Origin of the sequence: Streptomyces microflavus, from assembly GCF_014650075.1 — a bacterium.
GTDB classification, from domain to species: Bacteria; Actinomycetota; Actinomycetes; order Streptomycetales; family Streptomycetaceae; genus Streptomyces; species Streptomyces microflavus.
The window spans coordinates 670,096-695,539 of record NZ_BMUG01000001.1 but is presented as its reverse complement, the minus strand read 5'-3'; the positions used below and the strand labels follow the sequence as shown (position 1 = coordinate 695,539).

At 73.3% G+C, this 25,444-nt stretch carries 23 protein-coding genes; 11 read left to right on the top strand and 12 right to left on the bottom strand.

What is annotated here, in order from left to right:
• Window positions 1–82: 82 nt before the first annotated feature.
• The 3 genes from dnaG to IE264_RS02995 all read right to left on the bottom strand — a co-directional run bounded on the left by dnaG (window position 83) and on the right by IE264_RS02995 (window position 3,697).
• A complete protein-coding gene (dnaG, locus tag IE264_RS03005) occupies window positions 83–2,014 on the bottom strand; it encodes a DNA primase (protein WP_078657312.1) in 1,932 nt (643 codons plus the stop codon).
• Between the two features lie 100 nt (window positions 2,015–2,114).
• Window positions 2,115–2,975, bottom strand: a complete 861-nt coding sequence (locus tag IE264_RS03000; RefSeq protein WP_032753162.1) for a class I SAM-dependent methyltransferase — start codon at window positions 2,973–2,975, stop codon at window positions 2,115–2,117.
• Between the two features lie 113 nt (window positions 2,976–3,088).
• Entirely contained in the window at window positions 3,089–3,697 is a 609-nt protein-coding gene (locus IE264_RS02995) for a helix-turn-helix domain-containing protein (RefSeq protein WP_032753389.1), read from the bottom strand.
• Between the two features lie 93 nt (window positions 3,698–3,790).
• Here IE264_RS02995 and IE264_RS02990 point away from each other — a divergent pair, with 93 nt between their 5' ends.
• Window positions 3,791–5,503: an MFS transporter gene (locus tag IE264_RS02990; RefSeq protein WP_078657313.1), complete on the top strand. Its 1,713-nt coding sequence runs from the start codon at window positions 3,791–3,793 to the stop codon at window positions 5,501–5,503.
• On the opposite strand, the gene IE264_RS02985 is transcribed toward IE264_RS02990, so the two are convergent.
• The 3 genes from IE264_RS02985 to IE264_RS02975 all read right to left on the bottom strand — a co-directional run bounded on the left by IE264_RS02985 (window position 5,394) and on the right by IE264_RS02975 (window position 9,180).
• Window positions 5,394–6,653: an NAD(P)/FAD-dependent oxidoreductase gene (locus IE264_RS02985; RefSeq protein ID WP_032753163.1), complete on the bottom strand. Its 1,260-nt coding sequence runs from the start codon at window positions 6,651–6,653 to the stop codon at window positions 5,394–5,396. The two genes, IE264_RS02990 and IE264_RS02985, sit on opposite strands and share 110 nt — an antisense overlap.
• Window positions 6,654–6,778: 125 nt before the next feature.
• Window positions 6,779–8,131, bottom strand: a complete 1,353-nt coding sequence (locus IE264_RS02980; protein WP_032753164.1) for a deoxyguanosinetriphosphate triphosphohydrolase — start codon at window positions 8,129–8,131, stop codon at window positions 6,779–6,781.
• Between the two features lie 53 nt (window positions 8,132–8,184).
• A complete protein-coding gene (locus tag IE264_RS02975) occupies window positions 8,185–9,180 on the bottom strand; it encodes a sirohydrochlorin chelatase (protein ID WP_032753165.1) in 996 nt (331 codons plus the stop codon).
• A 208-nt stretch (window positions 9,181–9,388) separates the two neighbouring features.
• Between IE264_RS02975 and IE264_RS02970 the strand changes: the two genes are divergently transcribed.
• Entirely contained in the window at window positions 9,389–10,168 is a 780-nt protein-coding gene (locus IE264_RS02970; RefSeq protein WP_229887363.1) for a SanA/YdcF family protein, read from the top strand.
• Between the two features lie 108 nt (window positions 10,169–10,276).
• A complete protein-coding gene (locus IE264_RS02965) occupies window positions 10,277–12,355 on the top strand; it encodes a molybdopterin oxidoreductase family protein (protein WP_032753167.1) in 2,079 nt (692 codons plus the stop codon).
• Here IE264_RS02965 and IE264_RS02960 read toward each other — a convergent pair.
• The 3 genes from IE264_RS02960 to IE264_RS02950 all read right to left on the bottom strand — a co-directional run bounded on the left by IE264_RS02960 (window position 12,318) and on the right by IE264_RS02950 (window position 13,898).
• Window positions 12,318–12,875 carry a gamma-glutamylcyclotransferase family protein gene (locus IE264_RS02960; RefSeq protein WP_106973053.1) on the bottom strand — a complete coding sequence of 186 codons (558 nt, stop codon included), beginning with the start codon at window positions 12,873–12,875 and terminating at the stop codon, window positions 12,318–12,320. The two genes, IE264_RS02965 and IE264_RS02960, sit on opposite strands and share 38 nt — an antisense overlap.
• Window positions 12,876–12,883: 8 nt before the next feature.
• Complete coding sequence (gene cutA, locus IE264_RS02955) at window positions 12,884–13,225, bottom strand: divalent-cation tolerance protein CutA (protein ID WP_015608349.1); 342 nt, start codon at window positions 13,223–13,225, stop codon at window positions 12,884–12,886.
• Window positions 13,226–13,289: 64 nt separating this feature from the next.
• The gene (locus tag IE264_RS02950) at window positions 13,290–13,898 is read right to left on the bottom strand and encodes an NADPH-dependent FMN reductase (protein WP_032753394.1); all 609 of its coding nucleotides are present in this window, start codon (window positions 13,896–13,898) and stop codon (window positions 13,290–13,292) included.
• A 75-nt stretch (window positions 13,899–13,973) separates the two neighbouring features.
• Here IE264_RS02950 and IE264_RS02945 point away from each other — a divergent pair, with 75 nt between their 5' ends.
• From IE264_RS02945 to IE264_RS02930, 4 genes are all read left to right on the top strand, one after another.
• Window positions 13,974–14,798: an aminotransferase class IV gene (locus IE264_RS02945; protein ID WP_032753169.1), complete on the top strand. Its 825-nt coding sequence runs from the start codon at window positions 13,974–13,976 to the stop codon at window positions 14,796–14,798.
• A 71-nt stretch (window positions 14,799–14,869) separates the two neighbouring features.
• Entirely contained in the window at window positions 14,870–15,328 is a 459-nt protein-coding gene (locus IE264_RS02940; RefSeq protein WP_032753170.1) for a DUF5990 family protein, read from the top strand.
• A gap of 390 nt (window positions 15,329–15,718) precedes the next feature.
• The gene (locus IE264_RS02935; RefSeq protein WP_015608353.1) at window positions 15,719–16,264 is read left to right on the top strand and encodes a GVDTG sorting domain-containing protein; all 546 of its coding nucleotides are present in this window, start codon (window positions 15,719–15,721) and stop codon (window positions 16,262–16,264) included.
• Window positions 16,265–16,429: 165 nt separating this feature from the next.
• A complete protein-coding gene (locus IE264_RS02930) occupies window positions 16,430–17,062 on the top strand; it encodes a class F sortase (RefSeq protein ID WP_015608354.1) in 633 nt (210 codons plus the stop codon).
• A gap of 16 nt (window positions 17,063–17,078) precedes the next feature.
• On the opposite strand, the gene IE264_RS02925 is transcribed toward IE264_RS02930, so the two are convergent.
• Entirely contained in the window at window positions 17,079–17,870 is a 792-nt protein-coding gene (locus IE264_RS02925) for a TSUP family transporter (RefSeq protein ID WP_031126034.1), read from the bottom strand.
• Window positions 17,871–18,063: 193 nt separating this feature from the next.
• On the opposite strand from IE264_RS02925, the gene IE264_RS02920 reads away from it, so the two are divergent.
• The 4 genes from IE264_RS02920 (at window position 18,064) to IE264_RS02905 (ending at window position 23,510) form a co-directional block, all read left to right on the top strand.
• On the top strand, window positions 18,064–19,284 hold the full coding sequence (locus IE264_RS02920) for an NAD(P)/FAD-dependent oxidoreductase (RefSeq protein ID WP_032753171.1): 1,221 nt from the start codon (window positions 18,064–18,066) through the stop codon (window positions 19,282–19,284).
• Between the two features lies 1 nt (window position 19,285).
• Window positions 19,286–21,856 (top strand): nitrite reductase large subunit NirB, encoded by a 2,571-nt coding sequence (nirB, locus tag IE264_RS02915; protein WP_032753172.1) that lies wholly within the window; start codon window positions 19,286–19,288, stop codon window positions 21,854–21,856.
• Window positions 21,856–22,209 (top strand): nitrite reductase small subunit NirD, encoded by a 354-nt coding sequence (nirD, locus tag IE264_RS02910; protein WP_015608358.1) that lies wholly within the window; start codon window positions 21,856–21,858, stop codon window positions 22,207–22,209. The genes nirB and nirD overlap by 1 nt, the downstream gene beginning before the upstream one ends.
• A 134-nt stretch (window positions 22,210–22,343) precedes the next feature.
• Window positions 22,344–23,510 (top strand): alkaline phosphatase PhoX, encoded by a 1,167-nt coding sequence (locus tag IE264_RS02905; protein WP_032753396.1) that lies wholly within the window; start codon window positions 22,344–22,346, stop codon window positions 23,508–23,510.
• Window positions 23,511–23,591: 81 nt separating this feature from the next.
• On the opposite strand, the gene IE264_RS02900 is transcribed toward IE264_RS02905, so the two are convergent.
• Window positions 23,592–24,002 carry a VOC family protein gene (locus IE264_RS02900; protein ID WP_015608360.1) on the bottom strand — a complete coding sequence of 137 codons (411 nt, stop codon included), beginning with the start codon at window positions 24,000–24,002 and terminating at the stop codon, window positions 23,592–23,594.
• Between the two features lie 171 nt (window positions 24,003–24,173).
• The gene (locus IE264_RS02895) at window positions 24,174–25,211 is read right to left on the bottom strand and encodes an ArsR/SmtB family transcription factor (protein ID WP_015608361.1); all 1,038 of its coding nucleotides are present in this window, start codon (window positions 25,209–25,211) and stop codon (window positions 24,174–24,176) included.
• Window positions 25,212–25,444 lie beyond the last annotated feature (233 nt).

The window sequence follows — 25,444 nt, the reverse complement described above, 5'->3', positions numbered from 1 at the left end:
GGGCGTGCGGGGACTTTTTGATTCCGGTCGGTCACCGGCCGGTTACTGCTCCCGGAGCCGTCGGGCCGTGCGGGTCCGGCGCTCAGAGCGCGTCGGCGCCCTTCGCCCGCAGGGACTGCGCGTACTGCTGGAGGACCCAGACCTCGTTCTGCGCGGCCGCCAGATCCTCGGGGGCCACGTTGCTGCCGAGGCGGGCGAGGCTGCCCTGGACGTCGTTGATCCGGCGGTCGACGGCGCGCAGCCGGACGTGGACGAGCTGCATGCCGGCGTACGTCTCGTCGATCGTCTTGCCGATGAAGACCTCGACGGCGAGCTCGGTGACGAGGCTGCGCACGGTGTTGTTGGGGGCCGCGTCCATGACGGCGACCAGATACTCGCGGTTGTCGCCGAGGCCCCGCTCGGCGCCGCCCGCCTCCTCGATGCACTGGCGGACGGCCGCGTAGGGCGGGGCGGTGAACTCGTCCACGCCGTACGCGTCGAAGGCCGGGGAGACCAGGGCGGGCTTCTGGAGGGCGAGCTTGAGCAGCTCGCGCTCGGTGCGGTGGGCGGGGCTGCGGAGGTTGAGCGCGGGGCCGGAGGGGGCGGTGGGGGCCTGGACGGCCTGGTGCGATGCGCCCCCGCGCCGGTCCTGGGGGCCGGGCCCCCGGCCGCCTCGTCCCTCGCCCCGGCCGTCGCCGCCCTTGTCACGGGCCCAGCGGGCGAGCTGGGCGACGCGGTGGACGACGAACTCCTGGTCGAGGATGCCGACGAGTCCGGCGAGCTGGACCGCCACCTCGCGCTGCACGCTGCTGGTCTTGATCTTGGCGACGACGGCCGCCGCCTCGTCGAGCGCGGCCGCGCGGCCCGCCGGGGTCTCCAGGTCGTACCGGCCGACGATCTGGCGCAGGGCGAACTCGAAGAGCGGGGTGCGCGGCTCGACCAGGTCGCGTACGGCGTCGTCGCCCTTGGCGAGCCGCAGGTCGCACGGGTCCATGTTGTCCGGGGCGATGGCGATGTAGGTCTCGGCGGCGAACTTCTGGTCGTCCTCGAAGGCGCGCAGGGCGGCCTTCTGGCCGGCCGAGTCGCCGTCGAAGGTGAAGATCACGCGGGCGCTGCCGTTGTCCATGAGGAGGCGGCGCAGGATCTTGATGTGGTCGTTGCCGAAGGCGGTGCCGCAGGTGGCGATGGCGGTGGTGACCCCGGCGAGGTGGCAGGCCATGACGTCGGTGTAGCCCTCGACGACGACGGCCCGGCTGGCCTTGGCGATGTCCTTCTTGGCCAGGTCGATGCCGTACAGCACCTGGGACTTCTTGTAGACGGGGGTCTCGGGGGTGTTCAGGTACTTCGGGCCGTTGTCGTCGTCGCGGAGCTTGCGGGCGCCGAAGCCGACGATCTCCCCGGCGGTGTCGCTGATCGGCCACATGAGCCGGCCGCGGAAGCGGTCGATGGGGCCGCGGCGGCCGTCCTGGGAGAGGCCGGAGGTGATCAGCTCCTTGTCGCTGAACCCCTTGCCGCGCAGATAGCGGGTGAGGTGGTCCCAGCCGGCCGGGCTGTAGCCGACGCGGAAGTGGGTCGCGGCGTCCTGGTCGAAGCCGCGCTCGGCGAGGAACTTCCGGCCGATCTCGGCCTCGGGGCTCTCCAGCTGTTGTACGTAGAACTCGGCGGCGGCCTGGTGGGCCTCGATCAGCCGGATGCGTTCGCCGCGCTGGTGGGAGGGGTTGTAGCCGCCCTCCTCGTACCGCAGGGTGATGCCCGCCTTGGCGGCGAGGCGCTCGACCGTCTCCGAGAAGGAGAGGTGGTCGATCTTCATCACGAACGCGATGGTGTCGCCGCCCTCCTGGCAGCCGAAGCAGTGGAACAGGCCCTTGCCGGGACTGACCTGGAAGGAGGGGGACTTCTCGTCGTGGAAGGGGCAGAGTCCCTTGAGGTTTCCGCCGCCCGCGTTGCGCAGCTGGAGGTATTCGGACACGACGGAGTCGATCGGGACCGCGTCCCGTACCGCCTTCACGTCGTCGTCATTGATCCTGCCAGCCACGGATGAAGTCTACGGGTGGCCGACGACAACCCGACGCCCGCAGGGCTCCGCCCCGGCCGGTGCGGGGGCCGGCCGGGGCTGGGGCCGTGGTCCGCCGGGGTCAGCCGGTGCGGCGGGCGGCCCAGACGGAGCGTTCGGTGCGTACGACGAGGTCGTCGCGGCGCAGTACGGAGCCGGGCCCTTCGGGGTCGAGGAGCCGGTCGAGCGCGGCGAGGTCCTCGGGCGTGAGCGCCTCGGCCACGCTGTGGCGCAGGCGCTGCAGGCTGCCGAGGGCGTAGGCGCCGACCGCCTCGCTGCGGGAGCCGTCGGTGTTGTCGATGTTCACCGTGATGACCCGCTCGTCCTCGACCGTGAATCCGGCCCCGGTCAGCTTCGGGCCCCAGTCGGCGCCGCGGTGGGGCACGTGTTCGGCGTGGAAGCGGTCGCTCGCCCCGTGGCAGCGCTCCTCCAGGCCGGGCCGGTCCTCGGGGGCGCCCGCGGGGAGGAAGCGGGGGAAGCCGGACAGCTCCACCACGGCGAACAGTCCGCCGGGGGCGAGCAGGTCGTGGACGGCCTTCAGCGCCCGGTCCGGGTCGGCCATGTGGTGCATCGAGGCCGACGCCCACACCAGGTCGGGGGCGCCGAGGTCGGGCCAGTCGGCGGCGTCGAGGTCGGCCTGCACGGTCCGTACGCGCCCCTCCGCACCACGGGCGCACGCCTTCTCGCGGAGGCGCTGGAGGTGCGCGGCCGAGGTGTCGACGGCGGTGATGTGCGCCTCGGGGAAGCGGTCGAGGAGGGCGAAGGTACCCGTTCCCGTTCCGCAGCCCAGGTCGACGATCCGGCGGGGCGGTGCCTGGACGGGCAGCCATCCGGTGAGGGCGGTGATGTGCCCGGCGAGGACCTGGGCGTCCAGGTCGAGGATGTCCGCCTCGCCGTGCCAGCCGTGGCTGTGGCTGTGGGTGGGGGTGTGTGCGTGCGTCATGGACCCCACGCTAGGGCAGTCATGCCTGTGTGGCACGAGTTCTCCCGGTACGGGCAAGAAGGTCGCCGCCGGTGATGCCGGGCGCGCAAGCGGAGCGCGTACCCCGCCGGCTGTCACGTCGTGTGCGGGAGGTCCGGTGCGCAGTCGTCCCCGGTGCGCCGGGTGTCGCGCAGGTGGCCTCGGCGGGCGTCGCGGTCGAAGATCCCCAGGATCTCGCACGGGCCGCCCTCGGCGCCGATCGCGTGCGGCAGCATCGTGGGGAACTCGGCGGCCTGGTTGGTCTCCACCCGGAAGCGGCGGTGGCCCAGCATGAGGACGGCGGTGCCGGAGAGGACGACCAGCCACTCCCGGCCGGGGTGCGCGCGCATCCGGGCGGGGTTGTCCGGGGGCGGCTCGGTCATCCGCTGCCGTACGACGGTCATGCCGGGGTCGCCCTTCACGGGCCAGCGCATCAGCCCGTGGGCGCCGTCGATCATCGGGCTGATGATGACGTCGTCGGATGCGGTCTCCACCAGCTGGTCGAGGGTGGTGTCCAGGGCCCGGGCGAGCGTGACGAGCTGGTCGAGGGCGAGCCGCCGCTGCCCGTTCTCGATGCGGCTGAGCGAGGACTGGCTGAGGTTGGCCCGGCCGGCCAGCTCCTCCAGGGACCAGCCCTGTGCCACCCGCAGGGCGCGGATGCGTTTGCGTACGAGGCCGTCCAGCTCGTCATTGTTTTGCTCCATGCGCAACATCGTATGCCCCTGATGCAAAGCGTGCTTAGCGTCGTGAGCTCAGGCCCGGGACAGCCGGGGCCACGCATCAGGTGAGAGGGACCCATGAGAGACCGACAGCCCGCAGAGGGAGCGTTCGCGGAACCCGGGCCAGGGAGCCCCGACGGCACCGGCACGCCGGGGCCGCGTCAGCTCCGTATGATCCTGGTCGCCGTCTCGGTCGCGTTGATGGCGGTCATCGCTTCGGTGTCCGGGCTGAACGTGGCCCAGACCGACCTGGCCGTCGAGTTCGGCGCCTCCCAGTCCACGGTCCTGTGGATCATCAACATCTACACCCTCGCCCTGGCCGCACTCCTGCTGCCGCTGGGCGCGATCGGCGACCGGATCGGCCGGAAGCCGATGCTGATCGCGGGCCTGATCGTCTTCGGCGTCGCGAGCGTGCTCGCGGGGCTGGCGCCGACGGCCGGGATCATGCTCGCCGCCCGCGTCCTCAGTGGCGTCGGGGCGGCGATGATCATGCCGATCACCCTGGCCGTGATCACCTCCACCTTCCCCGAGGCGGAGCGCGGAAAGGCGATCGGCGTCTGGACCGGGGTCGCCGGGGGCGGCGGCGTCATCGGGATGTTCCTCTCCGCGCTGCTCGTGGACGTGGCGAGCTGGCGGTGGCTGTTCGTCCTGCCGGTCGCGCTGGTCGGGGTGGCGCTCGCCCTGACGCTGCGCTCGGTCCCCGACTCCCGGGAGCACGCCGGGCACTCCTTCGACACCGTCGGCGCGCTGACCTCGGTCGTCGCGGTGACCGGCCTCATCTTCGCCCTCCAGGAGGGCCCGGAGAAGGGCTGGAGCGCCCCCGTCACCCTCGCCGCCCTCACCGTCGGCGTCCTCGCCGCCGCCGCCTTCGTGGCCCGGGAGCTGTCCCGCCGGGAGGCCGCCCTGCTGGATGTGCGGCTCTTCCGGGAGCGGCGACTGGCGAGCGGTTCGGTCACGCTGCTGGTGGTCTTCGGCGTCCAGGCGGGGATCGCCGTGGTCCTCTTCCCGTTCCTCCAGGCGGTGCTGGGCTGGTCCGGGCTGCTGTCCACCCTCGCGCTGATGCCGATGGCGGTCCTGATGATGCTGACGTCGGGGCTCGCCCCGCGGCTGGCGGCGCGGGTCGGGGCCCGTACGACGATGGCGACGGGGATCGCGCTGGGCGGCGCCGGACTCGCCCTGATGGCCCTGTTCGTCTCGGTCGGCGGCGGCTACCTGTCCATCCTGCCCGGCATGCTCGCCATGGGCCTCGGCATGGGTCTGGCGATGACGCCCTCCACCGAGGCCATCACCGCGTCCCTGCCGCGCGAGCGCCAGGGCGTGGCGTCCGCCCTCAACGACGTCACCCGCGAGTTCGGCACCGCGCTCGGGGTGGCCCTGCTCGGTGCGCTGCTGTCGGCGGGCTACCGGAGCGCCGTGGACGACCGGCTGAGCGGCATCCCCCGGGACGCGGCGGACACCGCGCGTGAGGGCGTCGCCAACGCGGTCGAGGCGGCGGGCGGTGCGGGCCCGCACCGCCAGGCGCTCCTGGACGCCGCCCAGCGGTCGTTCGTGGACGGCTGGCAGCAGGCCATGTGGGCGGGGGTCGCCGTGATGGCCGCCCTGCTCCTCCTCGTACTCCTGCGGGGGCCGAAGGGGCAGGGCCCGGGGGCGGGGGCCGGCGCCCCCGCCCTCCGGGAGGCCGTCAGAGCAGGGAGTCCAGCGGCACCGACGGATCGGCCAGTGCCTCCGGGTCATGCTGCTGACCTGCCCGGATCAGCTCCTGGATCGTCTCCGTCACGTCCCACACGTTGACGTTCATCCCGGCCAGGACGCGGCGGTCCTTGAGCCAGAACGCGATGAACTCCCGCTTCCCCGCGTCACCCCGGATGATCACCTCGTCGTAGGTGCCGGGCGGCGCCCAGCCGGAGTATTCGAGGCCCAGGTCGTACTGGTCGGAGAAGAAGTACGGCACCCGGTCGTACGTCACGTCCTGGCCGAGCATCGCGCGGGCGGCGGCGGGACCGCTGTTGAGGGCGTTGGCCCAGTGCTCCACGCGCAGCCGGACGCCGAGCAGCGGGTGGGCGACGGCGGCGACATCCCCGGCGGCGTAGATGTGCGGGTCGGAGGTGCGCAGCGAGGCGTCCACGGCGATGCCGCCGCCGTGCGCCCGCTCGGCCATCTCCAGTCCCGCGGCCTCGGCGAGGGCGGAGCGCGGGGCGGCGCCGATCGCGGCGAGGACGTCGTGGGCGGGGTGCTCCTCGCCGTCGTCGGTGCGGGCGGCCAGCACCATGCCGTCCTGGCCGACGATCTCGGTGAGGCGGGCGCCGAAGTGGAAGCGGACGCCGTGGGAGCTGTGCAGTTCGGTGAAGATCTGGCCCAGTTCGGGGCCGACGACCTGGTGCAGCGGGGTGGCCTCCGACTCGACGACGGTGACCTCGGCCCCGTATCCCCGGGCGGCGGCGGCGACCTCCAGGCCGATCCAGCCGCCTCCGGCGATCACCAGGTGGCCGTTGTCGCGGCCGAGGGCGGCCAGGACGTTGCGCAGCCGGTCGGCGTGGGCGAGCCGGCGCAGGTGGTGGACGCCCACCAGGTCGGTGCCGGGTACGTCGAGGCGGCGCGGTTCGGAGCCGGTGGCGAGCAGCAGCTTGTCGTAGTGGATGAGGGTGTTGTCACCGAGCTGCACGGTCTTCGCGTACCGGTCGAGCACCGTGACGGGCTGGCCCAGGTGCAGTTCGATGTCGGCGCCCGCGTACCAGGCGGCTTCGTGGACGAAGACGCTGTCGCGTTCCTCCTTGCCGCCGAGGTAGCCCTTGGAGAGCGGCGGCCGCTCATAGGGGTGGTCGCGCTCGTCCCCGATGAGGATCACCCGGCCGGTGAACCCTTCCGCGCGGAGCGTTTCGGCCGCCTTCGCCCCTGCGAGTCCCGCTCCGACGATGACGAATGTCCGATGTGCGTCGACCACTTGATGCCTCCTCAGTGCTGTGCTGCGCGGCGCCCCCGGCTGCGAGCGTCCCGCACGCAGCGTGATGGCGAAAGAGGGTGTGCCCCGGACAGGTCACACCCAGTGGTCAGGTTCCAGTCTGCCCCTCAGCCGCGGCGGGCGGTGAGTGCGGCGTGCAGGGATCGTGCGGAGGCGTCGGTGAGGGCCGCGATCTGGTCGACCAGGACGCGCTTACGGGTGTGGTCGTCGGGCGCCTGGTCGAACAGGGCGCGGAAGTGCGGCTCCAGGCCCTCGGGGGCGCGGGCGGTGAGGGCGGCGGCCAGCTCGGCGATGACGATGCGCTGGTCGGCGCGGAGGGTCTCCTGCTCGGCGCGCTGCATCACGTAACGGTCGGCGACCGCCTTGAGCACCGCGCACTCGTTGCGGACCGTGCGCGGAACGACGAGCTCCGCCCCGTACCGGGTGAGGCGGCCGGGGCCGTAGACCTCACGGGTGGCGGTCTCGGCCTCGGTGCAGAACCGGCCGATGAGCTGGCTGGTGGCGTCCTTCAGGCGGGCCTGGGCCACGGCGGAGCCGTCGTAGCCGTGCGGCCACCAGTCCTGGTCGATCAGCCGGTCCAGGGCCTCCCCCAGCTCCTGCGGGTCGGTGTCGGCGGGGACGTACCGGCCGATGGCGACGGCCCAGATCTCCTGGCGCTCCGGCTCGGCGTAGAGGCAGTTGGGGTCGATGTGGCCGGCGTGCAGCCCGTCCTCGAAGTCGTGCACCGAGTACGCCACGTCGTCGGACCAGTCCATCACCTGGGCCTCGAAGCAGGTGCGGTCCTCGGGCGCCCCCTTTCGGGCCCACTCGAAGACCGGGAGGTCGTCCGCGTACACCCCGAACTTCACCGAATGCGGGTCGGTGGGGTGCGCGCCGCGCGGCCAGGGGTACTTGGTCGCGGCGTCCAGGGCGGCCCGGGTCAGGTTGAGGCCAACGCTGACCAGCTCGCCGGTGCGCGGGTCGCGGACGAACCGCTTCGGCTCCAGGCGGGTCAGCAGCCGCAGCGACTGGGCGTTGCCCTCGAAGCCGCCGCAGTCGGAGGCGAAGTCGTTGAGCGCCTGCTCGCCGTTGTGGCCGAACGGGGGGTGGCCCATGTCGTGGGAGAGGCAGGCCGTCTCCACCAGGTCCGGGTCGCAGCCGAGGACCGCGCCCAGCTCGCGGCCGACCTGCGCGCACTCCAGGGAGTGGGTGAGCCGGGTGCGGGGGCTGGCGTCCCAGACGAGGGAGCGGGTCCCGGGGGTGACCACCTGGGTCTTCCCGGCGAGCCGGCGCAGGGCCGCGGAGTGCAGCACCCGGGCCCGGTCGCGCTGGAAGGCGGTACGGCCGGGGCGCTTGTCCTGCTCGGTGTCGAAGCGCTCGGTGTCGGCGGGCCCGTAGCTGCTCCCGGTGTCCCGCTCACTGTGTGTGCCTGGTGTGCCGTGTGTCTGATCTGCCCCGTGTACGCCCTGTGTGCCGTCCATGGTTCCGACAGTAGCGACCGGGACGGACAACGTGTCGTGAGCGGGCCGGGGAGTCAGGCGGAAGCGAGCAAGCTCACCATCTCGGAGGGCGCGGTGGCGGACAGTGCCTGGTCGTAGCGGTGCAGGAGCAGGCGGGCCATGGCGGGGTGGGCGCCGAGCGGAAGGGCGGCGGTGCGGGGCGCGGCCCCGGCGGCGGCGCTCGCGAAGCGGCCGGGCGCGGTGAAGTACGAGGCGACGAACGTACGGTGGCGGCCCCGGGCGGCCAGCGCGCGCAGCGCCGCGGGGACGGTGGGGGTGGCGGCGGAGGCGTACGCGGGGACCACGGGCGCCCCGAGCCGCTCGGCGAGCATCCGGGCCGTACGCCGGGTGTCCTGGGCGGAGTCGGGGTCGCGGGACCCGGCGGCGGCGAGGACCACGGCGGCGCTGCGGCTCCCCTGGTCGGCGGGGTCCCAGCCCGCCTCCACGAGCCGCCCGTACAGGGCCTCCACCAGCAGCGGGTGCGGCCCGAGGGGGGCGGCGACCCGGGTCCGTACGGCGGGGGCGGCGGCCGCCGCGGCGGGCAGGTCGTGCTTGACGTGGTGGCCGCGCCCCAGGAGCAGCGGTACGAGGACGGCGTCGGCCCCGCGCAGGCCGTCCAGGGTGTCCGGGAGGAGCGGCCGGTTCAGCTCGATGTGGCCGAGGCGGACGTCGAGGCCGGGGCGCAGGTCGCGGACCCGGTCCAGGAGCGCCAGGACGGTGCGCAGGGCCTGCGGGTCGCGGCTGCCGTGGGCGACGACGAGCAGGGTGGGCGCGTCGGGTGACCGGGGCGCGGCGGGCGGCCTGGGGGCGGCGGAGGGCCTGAGCGTGTCGGAGGGCCGGAGCGCTTCGGAGGGCCGGGTGCGGTGCATGGGCCTGCGGGTTCCGTTCCGGGAGACGAGGCTGAGCTGGGTGCCGAGCTGGGCGGTGATGCGGGTGAGGAGCTGCGCGGTGCTGTCGAGGGGCACGGTGCCTCCGCTCCCGGCGGGCGGGGGCGGTGACTGGCGAGGCTGCTGCGTGGACGGCTCCGTCATGGACCGATGGTGCCGGGTGGAGGTTGCCGGGCCGTTGCGCGAGGGTCACGGGGGTTTTCCGCAGTCTCACGGTGGGGTGGTGGCCGGTGTGCGGGGCGGGGGCCTGCACCCGTTTCTGCCGATCGGCGAACCTTTCGGGCGTTTCGCTCGTCAGGTGGGATGGGACCGAACAACGGTACGGACGACGAGGGGGGCTCCCGTGCGAGGGATGCGAGGGCTGCGAGGCCTGCGAAGGGCTCGGGAGACGCGGGAGTCGTCGGAGGCGTCGGAGGCCGGCGCGAAGAGGCAGAGACCGTGGCTGCGCCTGCCCCGGCTCTCCGTGCTCCGGCTGCCGCGCTCGCGTCGGGGCCGACGGCTCGCGGTGCAGGGCGTGATGGCCCTCTGCGTGCTGGCGCTGCTGCCCGCGACCTGGATGCGGGTGGGCACCGGATCGCAGGTGGGGACGACGGCGGACGCCCCGGCCCGCGAGGTCGCCATGGTGTTCGGCGCCGGGCTGTGGAAGGGCCGGCCGACCCCGTATCTCGCCCACCGCCTGGACGCGGCGGCCGAGCTGTACCGGGCCGGGAAGGTGAAGGTCGTCCTGGTCACCGGGGACAACAGCCGGGTGGAGTACGACGAGCCGGACGCGATGCGCACGTACCTCACCGAGCGCGGGGTGCCGGACGACCGGATCGTCAGCGACTACGCCGGGTTCGACAGCTGGGACTCCTGCGTGCGCGCCAAGAAGATATTCGGGGTCGACCGGGCGGTGCTGGTGAGCCAGGGCTTCCACATCCACCGGGCGACCACGCTGTGCCGCTCCGCCGGGATCGACGCGTACGGGGTCGGGGTCGACGAGCCACGGGACGCGACCTGGTATTACGGCGGGACCCGGGAGCTGGCCGCGTCGGGGAAGGCAGCCCTCGACGCCCTGCTGAGGCCCGACCCGCGCTTCCTGGGGCCCCAGGAGGCGGGCGTGGCGGAGGCGCTGGCCTCGGCGGCGCCGTGACGTGACGTGGGACCTCACAGCGCTCCGGGCGGCGGGCTGAGGTGCGCGTTCCGGGGGCGTAACCGGGTTCCCCCGTCCCCGTAATACCCCTCTCGCAGGCTGGGCCCCATGACCGGTGCCGAGACCCCCACCCACTGCCCGTACTGCGCCCTCCAGTGCGGGATGACCCTGCGCCCGGTACCGGGCCCGGAGGTGGCCGAGGTGGTGGAGCGCACCGGGTTCCCCGTCAACCGGGGCGCGTTGTGCGGCAAGGGGCGGACCGCGCCCGCCGTGCTGCGCCGGGGGGTGCGGCCGGCCTCCCCGCTGGTACGGAGGCGGCCCGGCGGTGAGCTGGAGGAGGCGGGCTGGGACGAGGCGCTGGGGCGGATCGCCGAGGGGCTCGGCGGGGTGCGGGCGGCGCACGGCGCGGACGCGGTGGGCGTGTTCGGCGGGGGCGGGCTGACCAACGAGAAGGCGTACGCGCTCGGGAAGTTCGCCCGGGTGGTGCTCGGGACCTCGCAGATCGACTACAACGGGCGGTTCTGCATGTCGTCGGCGGCGGCCGCCCACCAGCGGGCGTTCGGGCTCGACCGGGGGCTGCCGTTCCCGCTGGAGGACATCCCGCGCTCGGGGTGCGTGATCCTCGTCGGGTCGAACCTCGCCGAGACGATGCCGCCCGCGCTGCGGTATCTGACGGAGCTGCGGGAGAACGGGGGCCGGCTGATCGTCATCGACCCGCGTCGCACCCGTACCGCCGAGCAGGCGGATCTGCATCTGGCGCCGCGCCCCGGCACCGATCTGGCCCTCGCACTGGGGCTGTTGCACCTGGTGGTGGCGGAGGGCCGGGTGGACGAGGAGTTCGTGCGGACCAGGACCCGGGGGTGGGAGGAGGCGCGGGCCGGGGCGATGGCGCACTGGCCGGAGCTGGTGGAGCGGATCTGCGGGGTGCCGGTGACGCGGCTGCGGGAGGCGGTGGAGCTGTTCTGCGGGGCGGAGAGCGGGATGGTGCTGACCGCGCGGGGGCCCGAGCAGCAGGCCAAGGGCACCGACACGGTGGGCGCGTGGATCAACTTCTGCCTGGCCACCGGGCGGGCGGGGAGGCCGTTCTCCGGGTACGGGTGCCTGACCGGGCAGGGCAACGGGCAGGGCGGCCGGGAGCACGGCCAGAAGGCCGACCAGCTGCCCGGCTACCGCAAGCTGACCGATCCGGCCGCCCGCCGCCATGTCGCCGGGGTGTGGGGCGTCGACCCGGACAGCCTGCCGGGGCCGGGGCGGAGCGCGTACGAGCTGCTGGACGCGCTCGGCCAGGACGTGCGGGCGCTGCTGGTGATGGGCTCCAACCCGGTGGTCTCCGCCCCGCACGCCTCGCACGTGGAACAGCGGCTGGCGTCCCTGGACTTCCTCGTGGTCGCGGATGTCGTCCTCTCCGAGACGGCGGCGCTGGCGGATGTGGTGCTGCCGGTGACCCAGTGGGCGGAGGAGAGCGGGACCACCACCAGCCTGGAGGGCCGGGTGCTGCTGCGGCGGCGGGCGCTGGACCCGCCGGAGGGGGTGCGCAGCGATCTGGAGGTGCTGCACGCCCTGGCCGGACTGCTGGGCCACGGCAAGGGGTTCCCGGCCGACCCGGCCGAGGTCTTCGAGGAGCTGCGGCGGGCCTCGGCGGGCGGCGCGGCCGACTACGCGGGCATCACCTACGAGCGGATCGCGGCCGAGGACGGCGTCTTCTGGCCCTGCCCCGACGAGGACCATCCGGGGACGCCCCGGCTCTTCCTGGACCGGTTCGCGACGGAGGACGGGCGGGCCTCCTTCGTGCCGGTGGTGCACCGCGCGGCGGCCGAGGAGACGGACCGGGAGTACCCGGTGGTGCTGACGACGGGGCGGGTGGTCGCGCAGTACCAGTCGGGGGCCCAGACCCGCCGGGTCGCCGAGCTGAACGCGGCGGCCCCCGGCCCCTTCGTGGAGCTGCACCCGCGCCTCGCGGAGCGGATCGGGGTGGCCGAGGGCGAGCTCGTCGCGGTGACGTCCCGGCGCGGGCGGGCGGTGGCTCCGGCCCGGATCACCGGGGCGATCCGGGCGGACACGGTGTTCATGCCGTTCCACTGGCCGGGTGAGGGCCGGGCCAACACGCTGACCAACCCGGCGCTCGACCCGGTGTCGCGGATGCCGGAGTTCAAGGTGTGCGCGGTCCGCCTGGAGGCCGTCGGGTGACCCACCGTCCGCCGTCGATGACGCTGCCGCCGGTACGGAGGGAGCGGGTGACGGCGGCCGCGGCGAGGTAGACCCAGGCGCGCACGGTTCCCTCCCCCGGCGCGCGTTCCTCCGGAGTGCCCTCCCCCGGCGCGCGTTCCTCCGGAGTGCCTTCCCCCGGTTGCCCCTTTCCTGCTTGCTCCTCCCCCGGCAGCTCGATCTCGCGGACGACCCGCTCGTACAGATTGCGCGGGTGGCCGGGCCCCAGGTACTCCTCCAGGTGGTCCAGGAGCCCGAGCAGCTCCTCGTACACCCCGGGCGCGGCGGCGAGCAGGGTGCCGTGGACGCGGCCGTGGCCGTCGATGGCGTACGGGTAGCCGGGGCCGTCGTACAGCAGGGCCCGGGGCAGGACGGCCGCCCGCTCCCCCGACGTACGGCCCCGGAGAAACAGGTCGTGGTTGGGTTCGCCGGGGAGCAGCGTCCCGTACACGAAGAACGGCAGCTCGCCGGTGGGCGGGGAGGCGGGGTCCAGGGTGCTCATGGCCGCCGTCACAGAGCGGCTGCGGGGGCCGTCTCCGCCGTGACCCAGCCGAGGTAACGGGCGCTGCCACGGATCACCGGGATCGCGATGATCTCGGGTGTGTCGTAGTCGTGCGCCCCCTGGAGGTACTCCTCCAGCTCCTCGTAGCGCTCGGCCGCCGTCTTGAACAGCACCTGCCACTCCTGGGAGGACTCGATGGCGTTCTGCCACCGGTAGACGGAAGTGACGGGCGCGGAAATCTGCGCGCAGGCCGCCAGCCTGCCCTCCACCGCCCCCTGCGCCAGTTCGTGGGCCTTCTCCTCGCTGTCGGTCGTGGTCAGTACGGTCAGCCATGCCGGCGGCGCTGTCATCGTCCATCTCCTCGGAGTGCGGTGGGCTTCTCCGCCCGTGCACCGATTGTCGGCCCGGAGGGCGTCAGGCGCTGTACGGATGCCGGTTTCTGGCGTCGCGCAGGGCATTGCCCCACCAGGTGAGCTGGTCCAGGAGCGCCTTGGCCGCCCCGTCGGCGTCCGCCGGGTCGCGGTGGTTCCCCTCGTCGTCGAAGAGGGCGCCCGCGTTGTGGAAGGAGACGGTGTCGCGGACGGAGACGGTGTGCATCTCGGCGAAGACCTGGCGGAGCTGCTCGACGGCCCGCAGCCCGCCGGACCTGCCGCCGTACGAGACGAAGGCGACGGGTTTGGCCTGCCACTCGGCGCGGTGCCAGTCGATGAGGTTCTTGAGCGGGGCGGGGAAGGAGTGGTTGTACTCGGGGGTGAGCACGACGAACGCGTCGGCAGCCGCCAGCCGCCCCGAGACCGCCTCGACGCGGGCCGCCTCCTCGGGCGGCGGGCTGAAGGAGAGCGCGTCGGGGAGGCGGGCGGTGACGACGTCGATGAGCTCGGTCTCGATGCCGTCGTACCGGGCCGCGCGCTCCAGGAACCAGTCGGCGATGACCGGGCCGAAGCGGCCTTCGCGGTTGCTGCCGAGGATGACGGCGACCTTGAGGGGGGCGGGGGATGTCGTGGGTGCGGTTGCGGTGTCCATGGCGTCGAGCATTGAGCCTCAACCTTGGTTGAGGTCAAGTCACCGGCGGAGGAAGCCGCGATCTACGGTTGCCCCATGACGACCACCACCTCCCCACCGCCGCCGTACGTCGAGATGGACGGACACCCCGCCACCGAGGACGACCTGCGCGTCCCCGCCCTCTTCGGGTTCGGGCACTTCACCGCCATGCAGGTCAGGGACCGGAAGGTGCGGGGGCTCGGGCTGCACCTCGGCCGGCTGGAGGGGGCAAACCGGGAGCTGTTCCAACTGCCCCTGGACGGGGGCCGGGTGCGGGAGCTGGTCCGGCACGCCCTGGACGGTGCCGGGCTGCGGGACGCCTCCGTGCGGGTGCACGGGTTTCTGCCGCCGGGGGAGAGCCGTACGCGGGTCATGGTCACCGTGCGCGAGCCCGCCGCGATGGCGCCCGGGACCCGGAGCCTGATGTCGGTGCCGTACGCCCGGGCGGTGCCGCACATCAAGCGGCCGGGCGAGTTCGGGCAGACCTACTACGGGATGCTCGCCGCGCGGGCCGGGTTCGACGAGGCGCTGCTGACCGCGCCGGGCGGGGTGGTGACCGAGGGTGCCGTCACCAACGTCGGGTTCTGGGACGGCACTTCGGTGGTGTGGCCGGACGCCCCCGCACTCATCGGGATCACCATGGCTCTGCTGGAGCGCGGCCTCGCGGCGGCCGGGGAGCCGTCGGTGCGGCGGGCGGTGACGCTGGACGGGCTGGGTGCCTACCGGGGCGCGTTCATCTGCAACTCGCAGGGGATCGCGCCGGTGCGGCGGATCGACGCGGTGGAGTTCACGAGCGGTGACGGGGAGCTGGAGGGGGAGATGGTCGGAGTGATGGAACGGCTGGAGGCCGCGTACGGGAGCGCGTCGGCGGATCCCCTGTAGCCGGAAGTCAGCTCTGTCCGAAAACCGACGGTGGCGCGGCCGGTCCGCCGCCGTGACGGACCATGGGGAGCATGCAGATCCATATCGAGGCCTCAGCGCTCCCCGGCCGCACCTGCGGGCCGGACTACGACTTTCCCGGGTACGAGAACATCCACGTCGGCGTCCAGCGCAAGGACCGGCCCGGCGAGCTGCTCGGCCTGCACCCCGGGGACGCCCCGGCCGCCTCCTGGACCCTGGAGTGCACGGCGAGGAGCACGGCGGACGGGGTCGAGGTCTCGGGGCCGTACATCCAGAACCGGCTGGGCGGGCGGTTCGTCTATCTGTCGTGGGGCACCGTGGACGAGACCGGGCTGTTCAGCATGTTCCGGCGCGCCAAGCTGATGTTCAGCGACATCGAACCGGAGGTCCTCGAAGCCGCCGCGCGCTCCGGGCACCTCACCGGGCGGCTGGGGCTGACCGACGCCAAGGGGCAGCCGTTGTGTGCGCGGGTGCGGCCGCCGCTGATCTCCTGGAGTGCGACGACCCCCTGAGGCCCGAGGGAGGGGAGCCTGCCCGCCCGGATCCGACACCGCCCCCACCGGGCCCAGGGGGGGTGGGCCCGGTGGGGGCGGGTGCCGTGGGGGGCGGGGATCCGTCCCGTGGGGGGGATGTCTTGCGTGTGCCCTCGACCGGGAAGCCCATGTGTGTGATGTGCATCACATTCACCTTCCGGGGCTCACCCGATCGGCACCCGGCCCGGCAGCACGGACCGAACGGCCCAGCCGCACCGCCATGACCTGCGGCGATCCCCGGCGGCAAGGGTGCCGCGCCGGTCCGTACGGGTGAAAGCTGACCTGGCGTCAGAAGGCACCCGGTGTCGACTGCCCGTTAGGTCAGGGGCAGGACACAACCGCTCGCGCCGTCTGCCCGGAGGAATCCCCATGCGCAGTCCTGCCCGCCTCGTGACCGGTACCGCCACCGCCGCGGTCACCGTCATAGCGCTCGGTCTCACCGTCGCCCCGTCCGCGTACGCAGGCGACGACTTCGGCCGACTGGAGATCACCCCCGCGACCGCACCCCCCGGCTCCACGGTCACCGTGAACACCACCGCCTGCGGCCCCAAGGGCTCGGGCATCGGTGACGCGAACTCCCTGGACGCCGGGGACTTCGAGGTCCGCAAGGGTACGCACAAGGAGGTGCTCGTCGGCCAGTTCACCGTGCCGCACGACACCCGGCCCGGGGTCTACGAGATCGTCGTCTCCTGCGACGACGGCAAGGACGCCGTCGGGGACCTCAAGGTGATCGGCGGCGGCAAGCACGAGAAGCCGGACCACGACCGTCCGTCCGGCCATGTGCGGACCGGGGTCGGCGGCAGCGTCGAGCCGAACTCCACCCAGGTCGCCCTCGGCGTCGGGGTGATCGGCATGGCGGCGGTCGGCGGCCTGTGGCTGCTGCGCCGCCGGACCGAGTCCACCGAGGGCAGCTGAGGCCGGACGCCGGCCTGGGGCCGTGAGGCCGAGGGCCGCCGGCCCCGGCCCACGCCCCCAGGGGGAGCCCCGCCGCTCCCCCGCACCGACCGGGCCGGGCGCGTCCCCGAGCGCGCCCGGCCCGCCTTCGATCCGAGACTCACCCAGGCCTACGAGGACGACGACGTGTCCCAGAGCGCGCAGAAAGCCAGGGGCTGGCTGGTGGGCATCGCCGTACTGTGCGGCATCTGGCTCATCCAGAACGGCTCCGGCGACCAGCTGATCCCGCCGCAGCCCTCCAGCGCCCAGGCCTTCGCCGCCGGGCCCCAGCTCCAGCCCGGCTCCCCGGTCGCCGAACCGCTGCGCCCCTCCGACCCGGTCCGCATCCGCATCCCGAGCATCGAGGTGGACGCGCCGATGATGCGGCTGGGCCTCGGCCCCGACGGCAGCCTGGCCGTGCCGCCGGACGAGAACCGCAACCTCGCGGGCTGGTACGCCGACGGGGTCCCGCCCGGCGCCCGGGGCACCGCGATCGTCGCCGGGCACGTCGACAACGCCGAGGGGCCCTCCGTCTTCTACGCCCTCGGCGCCCTGACCAAGGGCACCCGGGTCGAGGTCGTCCGCGAGGACGGGCGCACGGCGGTCTTCTCGATCGACGCCATCGAGGTGTACGACAACAAGGACTTCCCCGACCAGCGCGTCTACGGCGACTCCCCGCACGCCTCGCTACGGCTGATCACCTGCGGCGGCGGGTTCTCGAAGGAGACCGGCTACCAGGGCAATGTGGTGGCCTACGCCCATCTCACCGACGTGCGGTGAGCCCCTGGAACCCCGGCTACGCCGTCCACTGGTCGTAGCCCAGCTTGGCCACCAGCGAGAACACCACGGTCAGCAGCACCGCCCGGACGAAGCCGCTCCCCCGGCTCAGCGCCATCCGGGCCCCGGCCATCCCGCCCGCCAGGTTGAAGACGGCCATCACGGCGGCCAGCTGCCACAGGACCGTGCCCTGGTAGGCGAACATCGCCAGCGCCCCCGCGTTCGTGCACACGTTGACGATCTTGGCGGTGGCCGAGGCGGTCACCAGGTCCAGGTGGAGCACGGCGGTCAGGGCCAGCACCAGGAACGTGCCGGTGCCCGGGCCGAACAGGCCGTCGTAGAAGCCGATCCCGCCGCCGACCAGCACGACCGCGGTGACGATCCGGGCCCGGGTGACCGGCCGGGCGTCGGTGTCGCCCGCCGCCGCCGTGCCGAAGGACGGGCGCAGCAGGACGAAGGCGGCCACCCCGAGCAGCGCCACCATGATCACCGGGCGCAACACCTCGCTGCTGATCCCGGCGGCGAAGAACGCCCCGGCCATCGATCCGGCCAGCGCCATCAGCCCCACCCGTACCGCCAGCCCCACCCGTACCGGGGCCCTGCGGACATAGGTGATCGCGGCGCCCGAGGTGCCGACGATCGCCACGGCCTTGTTGGTACCGAGAACATGGGCCGCCGGAACGTTCGGCAGGCCGAGCAGCAGCGCGGGCAGGAGCAGCAGCCCGCCGCCGCCCACCACCGCGTCGATCCAGCCGGCGGCGGCCGCGGCCAGACAGAGGAGAACCAGGGTGGTCAGGGTGATGTCGGGCATGTACTCGACACTAAGGGGCGGTCCGTGGGGGGATCTCTTGGGGTCCGCGGCGCGTGCAGGGGGCCGGTCCGCCGGTGGTTCCCCCGGTGTCCGTCGTCCTCACAAGGCCCGCCGGCCCGTGCTGAGCGCACGGTTCCGCCCGGGAAACCGGCGGGATGCGGCTGGGTAACACCCGCCGCCCACTGTCTTCCTCATGAGGAAGAAGACGGAGAGCGCCTTGCCCGTCGTGGTGATCGGGGCCGGTATGGCCGGTGCCCGGCTCGCCGCCCGGGTCCCCGGGGTCACCGTCGTCGGCGAGGAGCGGCACGCGCCCTACAACCGGGTACTGCTGGCGGATGTACTGGCCGGGCGGTACGCCCCGGACGTCATCGCCCTGCCGGCCACCGAGGTGCGGCGCGGGGTGCGGGCGGTCCGGATCGACCGGGCCGACCGGCTGGTCCACTGCGACGACGGCAGCGTCCTGCACTACGGGCGCCTGGTCCTGGCCACCGGCTCCAACCCGGTGCTGCCGCCGCTGCGCGGGCTCGGCGACACCCTGCCCGACGGAGTGCACCCCTTCCGCACGCTCGACGACGCCCTGGCTCTGCGCGCCGCCGTACGGCCCGGAGTGCGCGCGGTCGTCATCGGCGGCGGGCTCCTCGGGGTGTCGGCGGCCCGGGCGCTCGCGGAGTGCGGCGCACAGGTGGTGCTGGCCCAGCAGGGCGAGCACCTCATGGAGCGCCAGCTCGACCCGGAGGCGGCCGCCCTGCTCCGCGTCCACCTCGAAGCGCTCGGCGTGGAGGTGCACACCGAGTGCCGGGTGCGCGGGCTGCGCTGCACGACCGCGACCACGACGGAGTCCGTACGGGCGGTCGAGCTGGCCGACGGCTACGAGCTCGCCGCCGACCTCACCGTCCTGGCCTGCGGGGTGCGGCCCCGGACCGGTCTCGCCCTGGCCGCCGGGCTCGACGTCCGCAAGGGGATCGTGGTCGACGACGAGCTGCGCACCTCGGACCCGTACATCCACGCCCTCGGCGACTGTGCCGAGCATCGCTCCACGCTCTACGGGCTGGCCGGCCCGGCGCTGGAGCAGGCCGACGTCCTGGCCGAGGTCCTGGCCGGGCGGCCCGCCCGCTACGAGGGCACCCGGGCCCTGACCCGGCTGACCCTGCGCTCCCCGGACCCCCTGCACGCTCTCGACCTGGCCGCTTTCGGCGAGGCCCGTCCACTGCCGGGCGACGACGTGGTCCGGCTGGCCGATGCCACCCGGGGCGCGTACCGCACGGTCGTCGTCCGCGAGGGCCGGCTGGCCGGCGGGGTGCTCCTGGGCGACCTCGGCGCGGTCTCCGGCCTCGCCCGTACCTGGCAGGACGACGAACCGCTGCCGCCCGCCATGTCCCTGCTCCACCTGCTCATCGACGACGGAGGCCACTGAGATGCCGGAAACCACCATCCCGAACACCCCCACCTTCGTCCTCGTCGGGCACGGCATGGTCGGCCAGCGGTTCCTGGAGTCGCTGGCCGCGCGCGGGCTGACCCCGGCCGCCGGGCGGGCCCGGGTCGTCGTGCTCTGCGAGGAGCCCCGGCCCGCCTACGACCGGGTGCAGCTCACCTCGTACTTCGCCGGGCGCTCCCCCGAGGAACTCTCGCTGGTGGAGCCGGAGTTCATGGAGAAGCACGGCTTCGAGCTGTACGTCGGCGACCCGGCGGGGAGCGTCGACCGCGAGGCCCGGACGGTGACCGCGCGGTCCGGGGCGGTGTTCCCGTACGACACGCTGGTGCTGGCGACGGGCTCGTACCCGTTCGTGCCGCCGGTGCCGGGGAAGGACACCCGGGGCTGTTTCGTGTACCGGACCATCGAGGACCTGCTGGCGATCGAGGAGTACGCGAAGGGGGCGGAGACCGGCGCGGTGGTCGGGGGCGGGCTGCTCGGCCTGGAGGCGGCGGGGGCGCTCAAGGGACTCGGACTGCGCACCCATGTCGTGGAGTTCGCGCCCCGGCTGATGCCGGTGCAGGTGGACGAGGGCGGGGGCGCGGCTCTGCTGCGGACGATCGAGGGGATGGGGCTGACCGTCCACACCGGCGTCGGTACGCAGGAGGTCACCGCGGGCGAGGACGGGGCGGTGAACGGGATGGCGCTCTCCGACGGGTCCTCCCTCGCCACCGATCTCGTGGTCTTCTCGGCGGGCGTGCGCCCGCGCGATCAGCTGGCCCGGGAGTGCGGGCTCGCGGTCGGGGAGCGCGGGGGGATCGTGGTCGACGCGGAGTGCCGGACCTCCGATCCGGCGGTGTTCGCGATCGGTGAGTGCGCGCTCGCCTCGGACGGGCGGGTCTACGGGCTGGTGGCGCCCGGCTACGAGATGGCGGAGACCGTGGCCGAGGTGCTCGGCGGCGGGCGGGCCGGGTTCACCGGGGCGGACATGTCGACCAAGCTCAAGCTGCTCGGCGTGGACGTGGCCTCGTTCGGTGACGCGCACGGGACGGCGGAGGGCGCGCTCGACGTGGTGTACGCCGACTCCCGCTCCGGGGTCTACAAGAAGCTGGTCGTTACGGCGGACGGCACCCTGCTGGGCGGGGTGCTGGTCGGGGACGCCGACGACTACGGCACCCTGCGGCCGATGACGGGCAGCGTCCTGCCGGTCTCCCCCGAGCAGCTGGTGCTGCCGGCCGGCGCGGGCGGCCCGGTCACGCTCGGCCCGTCCGCGCTCCCGGACGACGCCGTCATCTGCTCCTGCCACAACGTGACCAAGGGCGCGATCTGCGAGCACACCACCCTGCCCGAGGTGAAGAAGTGCACCCGGGCGGGGACGGGCTGCGGCAGTTGCGTCAAGGTGATCGGGCAGCTGCTGCCGCAGAGCCAGGACACCGGCCTCTGCGGCTGCTTCCCCTACAGCCGGGCGGAGTTGTACGAGATCGTCCGGACCCTGAGGGTCACCTCCTTCACCGCTCTGCTCGACTCGCACGGCCGTGAGGAGGCGCGCGGCGGGGAGGGCTGCGAGGTCTGCAAGCCGACGGTCGGCTCGGTCATCGCCTCGCTCGCCCCGACCGTCGGCGCCAGCGGCTATGTGCTGGACGGGGAGCAGGCGGCGCTCCAGGACACCAACGACCACTTCCTCGCCAACCTCCAGCGCAACGGCTCCTATTCGGTGGTGCCGCGCATCCCGGGCGGTGAGATCACCCCGGAGAAGCTCATCGTGATCGGTGAGGTGGCCCGCGACTTCGGCCTCTACACGAAGATCACCGGCGGCCAGCGCATCGACCTCTTCGGCGCCCGGGTCGACCAGCTGCCACTGATCTGGACCCGGCTGGTGGACGCGGGCTTCGAGTCCGGGCACGCGTACGGGAAGTCGCTGCGTACGGTCAAGTCCTGTGTGGGGCAGACCTGGTGCCGCTACGGCGTACAGGACTCCGTGAAGATGGCGATCGACCTGGAGCTGCGCTACCGGGGCCTGCGCTCCCCGCACAAGCTGAAGTCGGCGGTCTCCGGCTGCGCCCGGGAGTGCGCGGAGGCCCGGGGCAAGGACTTCGGGATCATCGCCACCGCCGGCGGCTGGAACCTCTATGTCGGGGGCAACGGCGGGGCCACCCCGCGCCACGCCGATCTGCTGGCGCAGGACCTCTCGGACGCCGAACTGGTGCGGCTGATCGACCGGTTCCTGATGTTCTACATCCGTACGGCGGACCGTCTGGAGCGCACCTCTGCCTGGCTGGAGCGGATCGACGGCGGTCTGGAGCACGTACGGGATGTCGTCGTCCATGACTCGCTGGGGCTCTGCGACGAGTTGGAACGGCTGATGGCCGACCATGTGACCGGCTACCGCGACGAGTGGGCCGAGACGATCGACGACCCGGAGCGGCTGCGGCGGTTCGTGACCTTCGTCAACGCCCCCGACGCCCCGGACCCCTCGGTGAGGTTCGTCCCGGAGCGGGACCAGATGAAACCCGATCTGGAGCTGCTCGCGGGTCCCGTGCTCGCCGTCCGCACCCTCGAAGGGACCTCCTCCTGATGACCACCGACACGCTGAGCGCCCCTGTGGCCGTCGTCCGCATCGCCCACGCCGACGGCTGGGTCACGGTCTGCGACCGGGCCCTGCTGAGCCCGGGGCGCGGTGCCGCGGTGCTGCTGCCGGACGGCGGGCAGGCCGCCCTGTTCATGGACCGGTCGGGTGCGGTGCGCGCGATCGGCAACCGGGACCCGTTCACCGGGGCGTACGTCCTCTCCCGCGGGCTCCTCGGCACGGCGGACGGGCGGCCGTTCGTGGCCTCGCCGCTGCTGAAGCAGCGCTTCGACCTGGCCACGGGGGTGTGCCTGGACGACGAGGAGGTCTCGGTGCCGGTGTATGCCGTACGGGTGGAGTGACGGCCCGGACCGCCACCATCCGCCCGCCGTTCACCGCGAATTGACACTCCGTCAATGGGGCGCTCCTACAGTCCTGACGCGCGACCCGCCGGTCCGTCCGGAGCGGCGGGCCCTCACTCATCCGTGGAGTGATCGTGGAACGTCGGACCTTCTTGCGCACGGCGGTGGTCGGCACCTCGGCGGCGGCCTTCGGCGGCACCCTGTGGCGCGGCGCCGCCTTCGCCGGACCCGCCCAGCCGGCCACCGGCCCGTACGGCGCACTGCAGGCGGCCAACGGCAACGGCATCCAGCTGCCGAGCGGTTTCACCAGCCGCATCATCGCCCGGTCGGGGCAGACCGTGGCGGGCACCTCCTACCGTTGGCACAGCGCCCCCGACGGCGGGGCGACCTACGCCGACGGCTCGGGCTGGATCTACGTCTCCAACGCCGAGGTCTCCTCGGGCAGCGGCGGCGGGGCGAGCGCCGTGCGGTTCAACTCCTCGGGCACGGTGACGTCCGCGTACCGGATCCTGTCGGGGACGAACAACAACTGCGCGGGCGGCGCCACCCCGTGGAACACCTGGCTCTCCTGCGAGGAGGTCACCCGGGGGTACGTCTACGAGACCGACCCGTGGGGTGTGAACGCCTCCGTGCGGCGGCCCGCGCTCGGCCGGTTCAAGCACGAGGCGGCGGCAGCGGACCCCGACCACGGGTACATCTACCTCACCGAGGACGAGAGCGACGGCCGCTTCTACCGCTTCCGGCCCACCACCTGGGGCAACCTGTCGAGCGGCACGCTCCAGGTCCTGGTCGCGGGTACGGGCACCTCGGGGCCGGTGACCTGGGCGAACGTGCCGGACCCGGCCGCCTCCTCCACCCAGACCCGCCACCAGGTCTCCGGCGCCAAGGTGTTCAACGGCGGCGAGGGCTGCTTCTACGCGGCGGGCACCTGCTGGTTCACCACCAAGGGCGACAACCGGGTGTGGGCGTACGACGCGAACACCTCGTCGATCTCCCTGACGTACGACGACTCCCTGGTGACGGGCGGCGCGGCCCCGCTGACCGGTGTCGACAACGTCACCCGGGCCGGCTCCGGCGACCTGTACGTGGCGGAGGACGGCGGAAACATGGAGATCTGCCTGATCACGCCCGCCGACACGGTCGCCCCGTTCCTGCGGATCACCGGCCAGTCCGGCTCGGAGATCACCGGTCCGGCGTTCTCCCCGGACGGGAAGCGGCTCTACTTCTCCTCGCAGCGCGGCACCAGCGGCAGCTCGTCGGGCGGCATCACGTACGAGGTGACGGGCCCGTTCCGCAGCTGACGCACGCGGGGTGTGCGCCGGGGCTCCCCCGTGGCCCCGGCGCACACCCCGCGGTTCAGCCCCCTCGTGCGGCCGCGCGGTTCAGCCCTGGCCCTCGACGGCGGCCGGGTCCATCCACATGACCTCCCAGATGTGGTGGTCGGGGTCCTGGAACGAGCGGCCGTACATGAAGCCCAGGTCCTGGGTCTCGCCCGCCGGGAACCCGCCGGCCGCCAGCGCCGCGTCGGCGAGTTCGTCGACCTTCTCGCGGCTGTCGGCGCTGAGCGCCAGGATGACCTCGGTCGTCCTCGACGCGTCCGCGATCTCCTTCTTGGTGAAGTCCTTGAAGCGCGGCTCGGTCAGCAGCATGACGAAGATCGTGTCGCTGAGGACCACACACGCGGTCTTGTCGTCGCTGAACTGCGGGTTGATCCCGTATCCCAGCTTCTCGAAGAATCCCTTCGAGGTCGCCAGGTCCTTCACCGGCAGGTTCACGAAGATCATCTGAGCCATGGTCGTTTCCTCTTCCCGCGTACCGTCGTGCGCCGCGGTGATCCGTCCGGCGCCTTCGAGGGGGTAGACGGCGGGGCCGCCGGGAACTCATCGCCGTACACCGGACGAGTTCTCATGAGTTCCGGGCGGCCTCCGGTCAGGACATGGCGAGGGTTCAGACACCGCGAGGGTTCAGGACATGGCGAGCGGGGCGCCGCCCCGGAGCAGGGAGCCGCCCAGCGGGGTCAGCGTGTGCAGCACCGAGGAGCCGTGGCGCAGGGTGAGGACCAGGCCCGCCTCGCGCAGGACGGAGGCGTGCTGGCTCGCCGAGGCGAGCGACACCCCGGCCCGGCGGGCCAGTTCGCTCGTCGTGCAGCCGTTGCCTATGGCCTGGAGGACGGCGGAGCGGGTGTGGCCGACCAGGCGGCCGAGCCAGGGCCCGGGCTCGGCGAACTCCGGGGCGCCGGTGTGGGTGACCGGGTAGACGAGCACGGGCGGGAGCGACGGGTCGCGGTAGACGACCGGGGTGCCCCGGCAGAAGAAGGACGGCTGGAGGAGCAGCCCGCGCCCGTCCAGATACAGATCGCGGTCGACCGGGTAGTCCGCCTCCAGCACGGGCGCCCGCCACCGGATCATCGGCGGCAGGGTCGCCAGCAGCCCGTCGGCCCCGCCGTCCAGGAGCGCGCGGCCCCGCACGGCCCGGTCGGCCTCGATGCTGGCCCTGATGTGCGGCCAGTAGGGCTCGACGGCGGCGTCGTGGTAGCTGCGCAGGGCGCCGATGAGCCGGCCGAGGGGCTCGGCGCGGCCCTCGGAGAGCGCGGCGGGCAGCGCGGCCGTGAGCCGCCCGGCACCGGCGTCCTGGCCCCCGGCCCCCCGCATGCCGCGCTGCCGCCGCCGTCCGGCCGCCATCAGGTCCAGCTCGTGGCGGATGCGGTCGGCGGGGGTGTCGCGCAGGGCCTCCATTCCGACATCGAGCCCGAAGGGCTCGGCGCCTTCCTGTGAGGGGGTCAGGAAATCCGGGAAATAGCCGCGGGGCGGGACGACCGCCGCCAGCAGTTGTGCTTCACCATTCAACCGAGCTCGCGTTTCTGTCCGCCATTTCCCGAACACCGTCGAAGCCCGTCGGTCTCTCAGCCGGTGAAAACTGAGAATCGTTTCCCACATCGCGTCCGGTCTCGTGGCCATCCGCACCCGCGAAAGGTCCAGCCTGGACACATGGATACGCAGCACTACTCCCCCACCTGTTGCATCCGCAATTGCCCCCACCGAAGGGTATGCGGACCGTCACAGGAGGTCACCACGGGGTTTCGGCCAGAAGTGAAACGTCTCGCCCCGTTCCGCTTCACCCGAAAAGCTGTACGACGTCGGGTACGCATCCGGTGCCTGCCGGATGAGCACGTGAAGGCCGTGGGGGGCTTTGTGTGTTCGGCGGCGGTGGGCAACGGTGCGGCTCCGTACCCGAC

Excerpts from the sequence above, each read along its gene's own strand:
- IE264_RS03000 (WP_032753162.1), bottom strand. The coding sequence starts at position 2,975 with ATGACGCACGCACACACCCCCACCCACAGCCACAGCCACGGCTGGCAC.
- IE264_RS02995 (WP_032753389.1), bottom strand. The coding sequence starts at position 3,697 with ATGGAGCAAAACAATGACGAGCTGGACGGCCTCGTACGCAAACGCATC.
- IE264_RS02990 (WP_078657313.1), top strand. The coding sequence starts at position 3,791 with ATGAGAGACCGACAGCCCGCAGAGGGAGCGTTCGCGGAACCCGGGCCA.
- IE264_RS02980 (WP_032753164.1), bottom strand. The coding sequence starts at position 8,131 with ATGGACGGCACACAGGGCGTACACGGGGCAGATCAGACACACGGCACA.
- IE264_RS02975 (WP_032753165.1), bottom strand. The coding sequence starts at position 9,180 with ATGACGGAGCCGTCCACGCAGCAGCCTCGCCAGTCACCGCCCCCGCCC.
- IE264_RS02970 (WP_229887363.1), top strand. The coding sequence starts at position 9,389 with ATGCGAGGGCTGCGAGGCCTGCGAAGGGCTCGGGAGACGCGGGAGTCG.
- IE264_RS02965 (WP_032753167.1), top strand. The coding sequence starts at position 10,277 with ATGACCGGTGCCGAGACCCCCACCCACTGCCCGTACTGCGCCCTCCAG.
- IE264_RS02960 (WP_106973053.1), bottom strand. The coding sequence starts at position 12,875 with ATGAGCACCCTGGACCCCGCCTCCCCGCCCACCGGCGAGCTGCCGTTC.
- cutA (WP_015608349.1), bottom strand. The coding sequence starts at position 13,225 with ATGACAGCGCCGCCGGCATGGCTGACCGTACTGACCACGACCGACAGC.
- IE264_RS02950 (WP_032753394.1), bottom strand. The coding sequence starts at position 13,898 with ATGGACACCGCAACCGCACCCACGACATCCCCCGCCCCCCTCAAGGTC.
- IE264_RS02945 (WP_032753169.1), top strand. The coding sequence starts at position 13,974 with ATGACGACCACCACCTCCCCACCGCCGCCGTACGTCGAGATGGACGGA.
- IE264_RS02940 (WP_032753170.1), top strand. The coding sequence starts at position 14,870 with ATGCAGATCCATATCGAGGCCTCAGCGCTCCCCGGCCGCACCTGCGGG.
- IE264_RS02935 (WP_015608353.1), top strand. The coding sequence starts at position 15,719 with ATGCGCAGTCCTGCCCGCCTCGTGACCGGTACCGCCACCGCCGCGGTC.
- IE264_RS02925 (WP_031126034.1), bottom strand. The coding sequence starts at position 17,870 with ATGCCCGACATCACCCTGACCACCCTGGTTCTCCTCTGTCTGGCCGCG.
- IE264_RS02920 (WP_032753171.1), top strand. The coding sequence starts at position 18,064 with ATGAGGAAGAAGACGGAGAGCGCCTTGCCCGTCGTGGTGATCGGGGCC.
- nirB (WP_032753172.1), top strand. The coding sequence starts at position 19,286 with ATGCCGGAAACCACCATCCCGAACACCCCCACCTTCGTCCTCGTCGGG.
- nirD (WP_015608358.1), top strand. The coding sequence starts at position 21,856 with ATGACCACCGACACGCTGAGCGCCCCTGTGGCCGTCGTCCGCATCGCC.
- IE264_RS02900 (WP_015608360.1), bottom strand. The coding sequence starts at position 24,002 with ATGGCTCAGATGATCTTCGTGAACCTGCCGGTGAAGGACCTGGCGACC.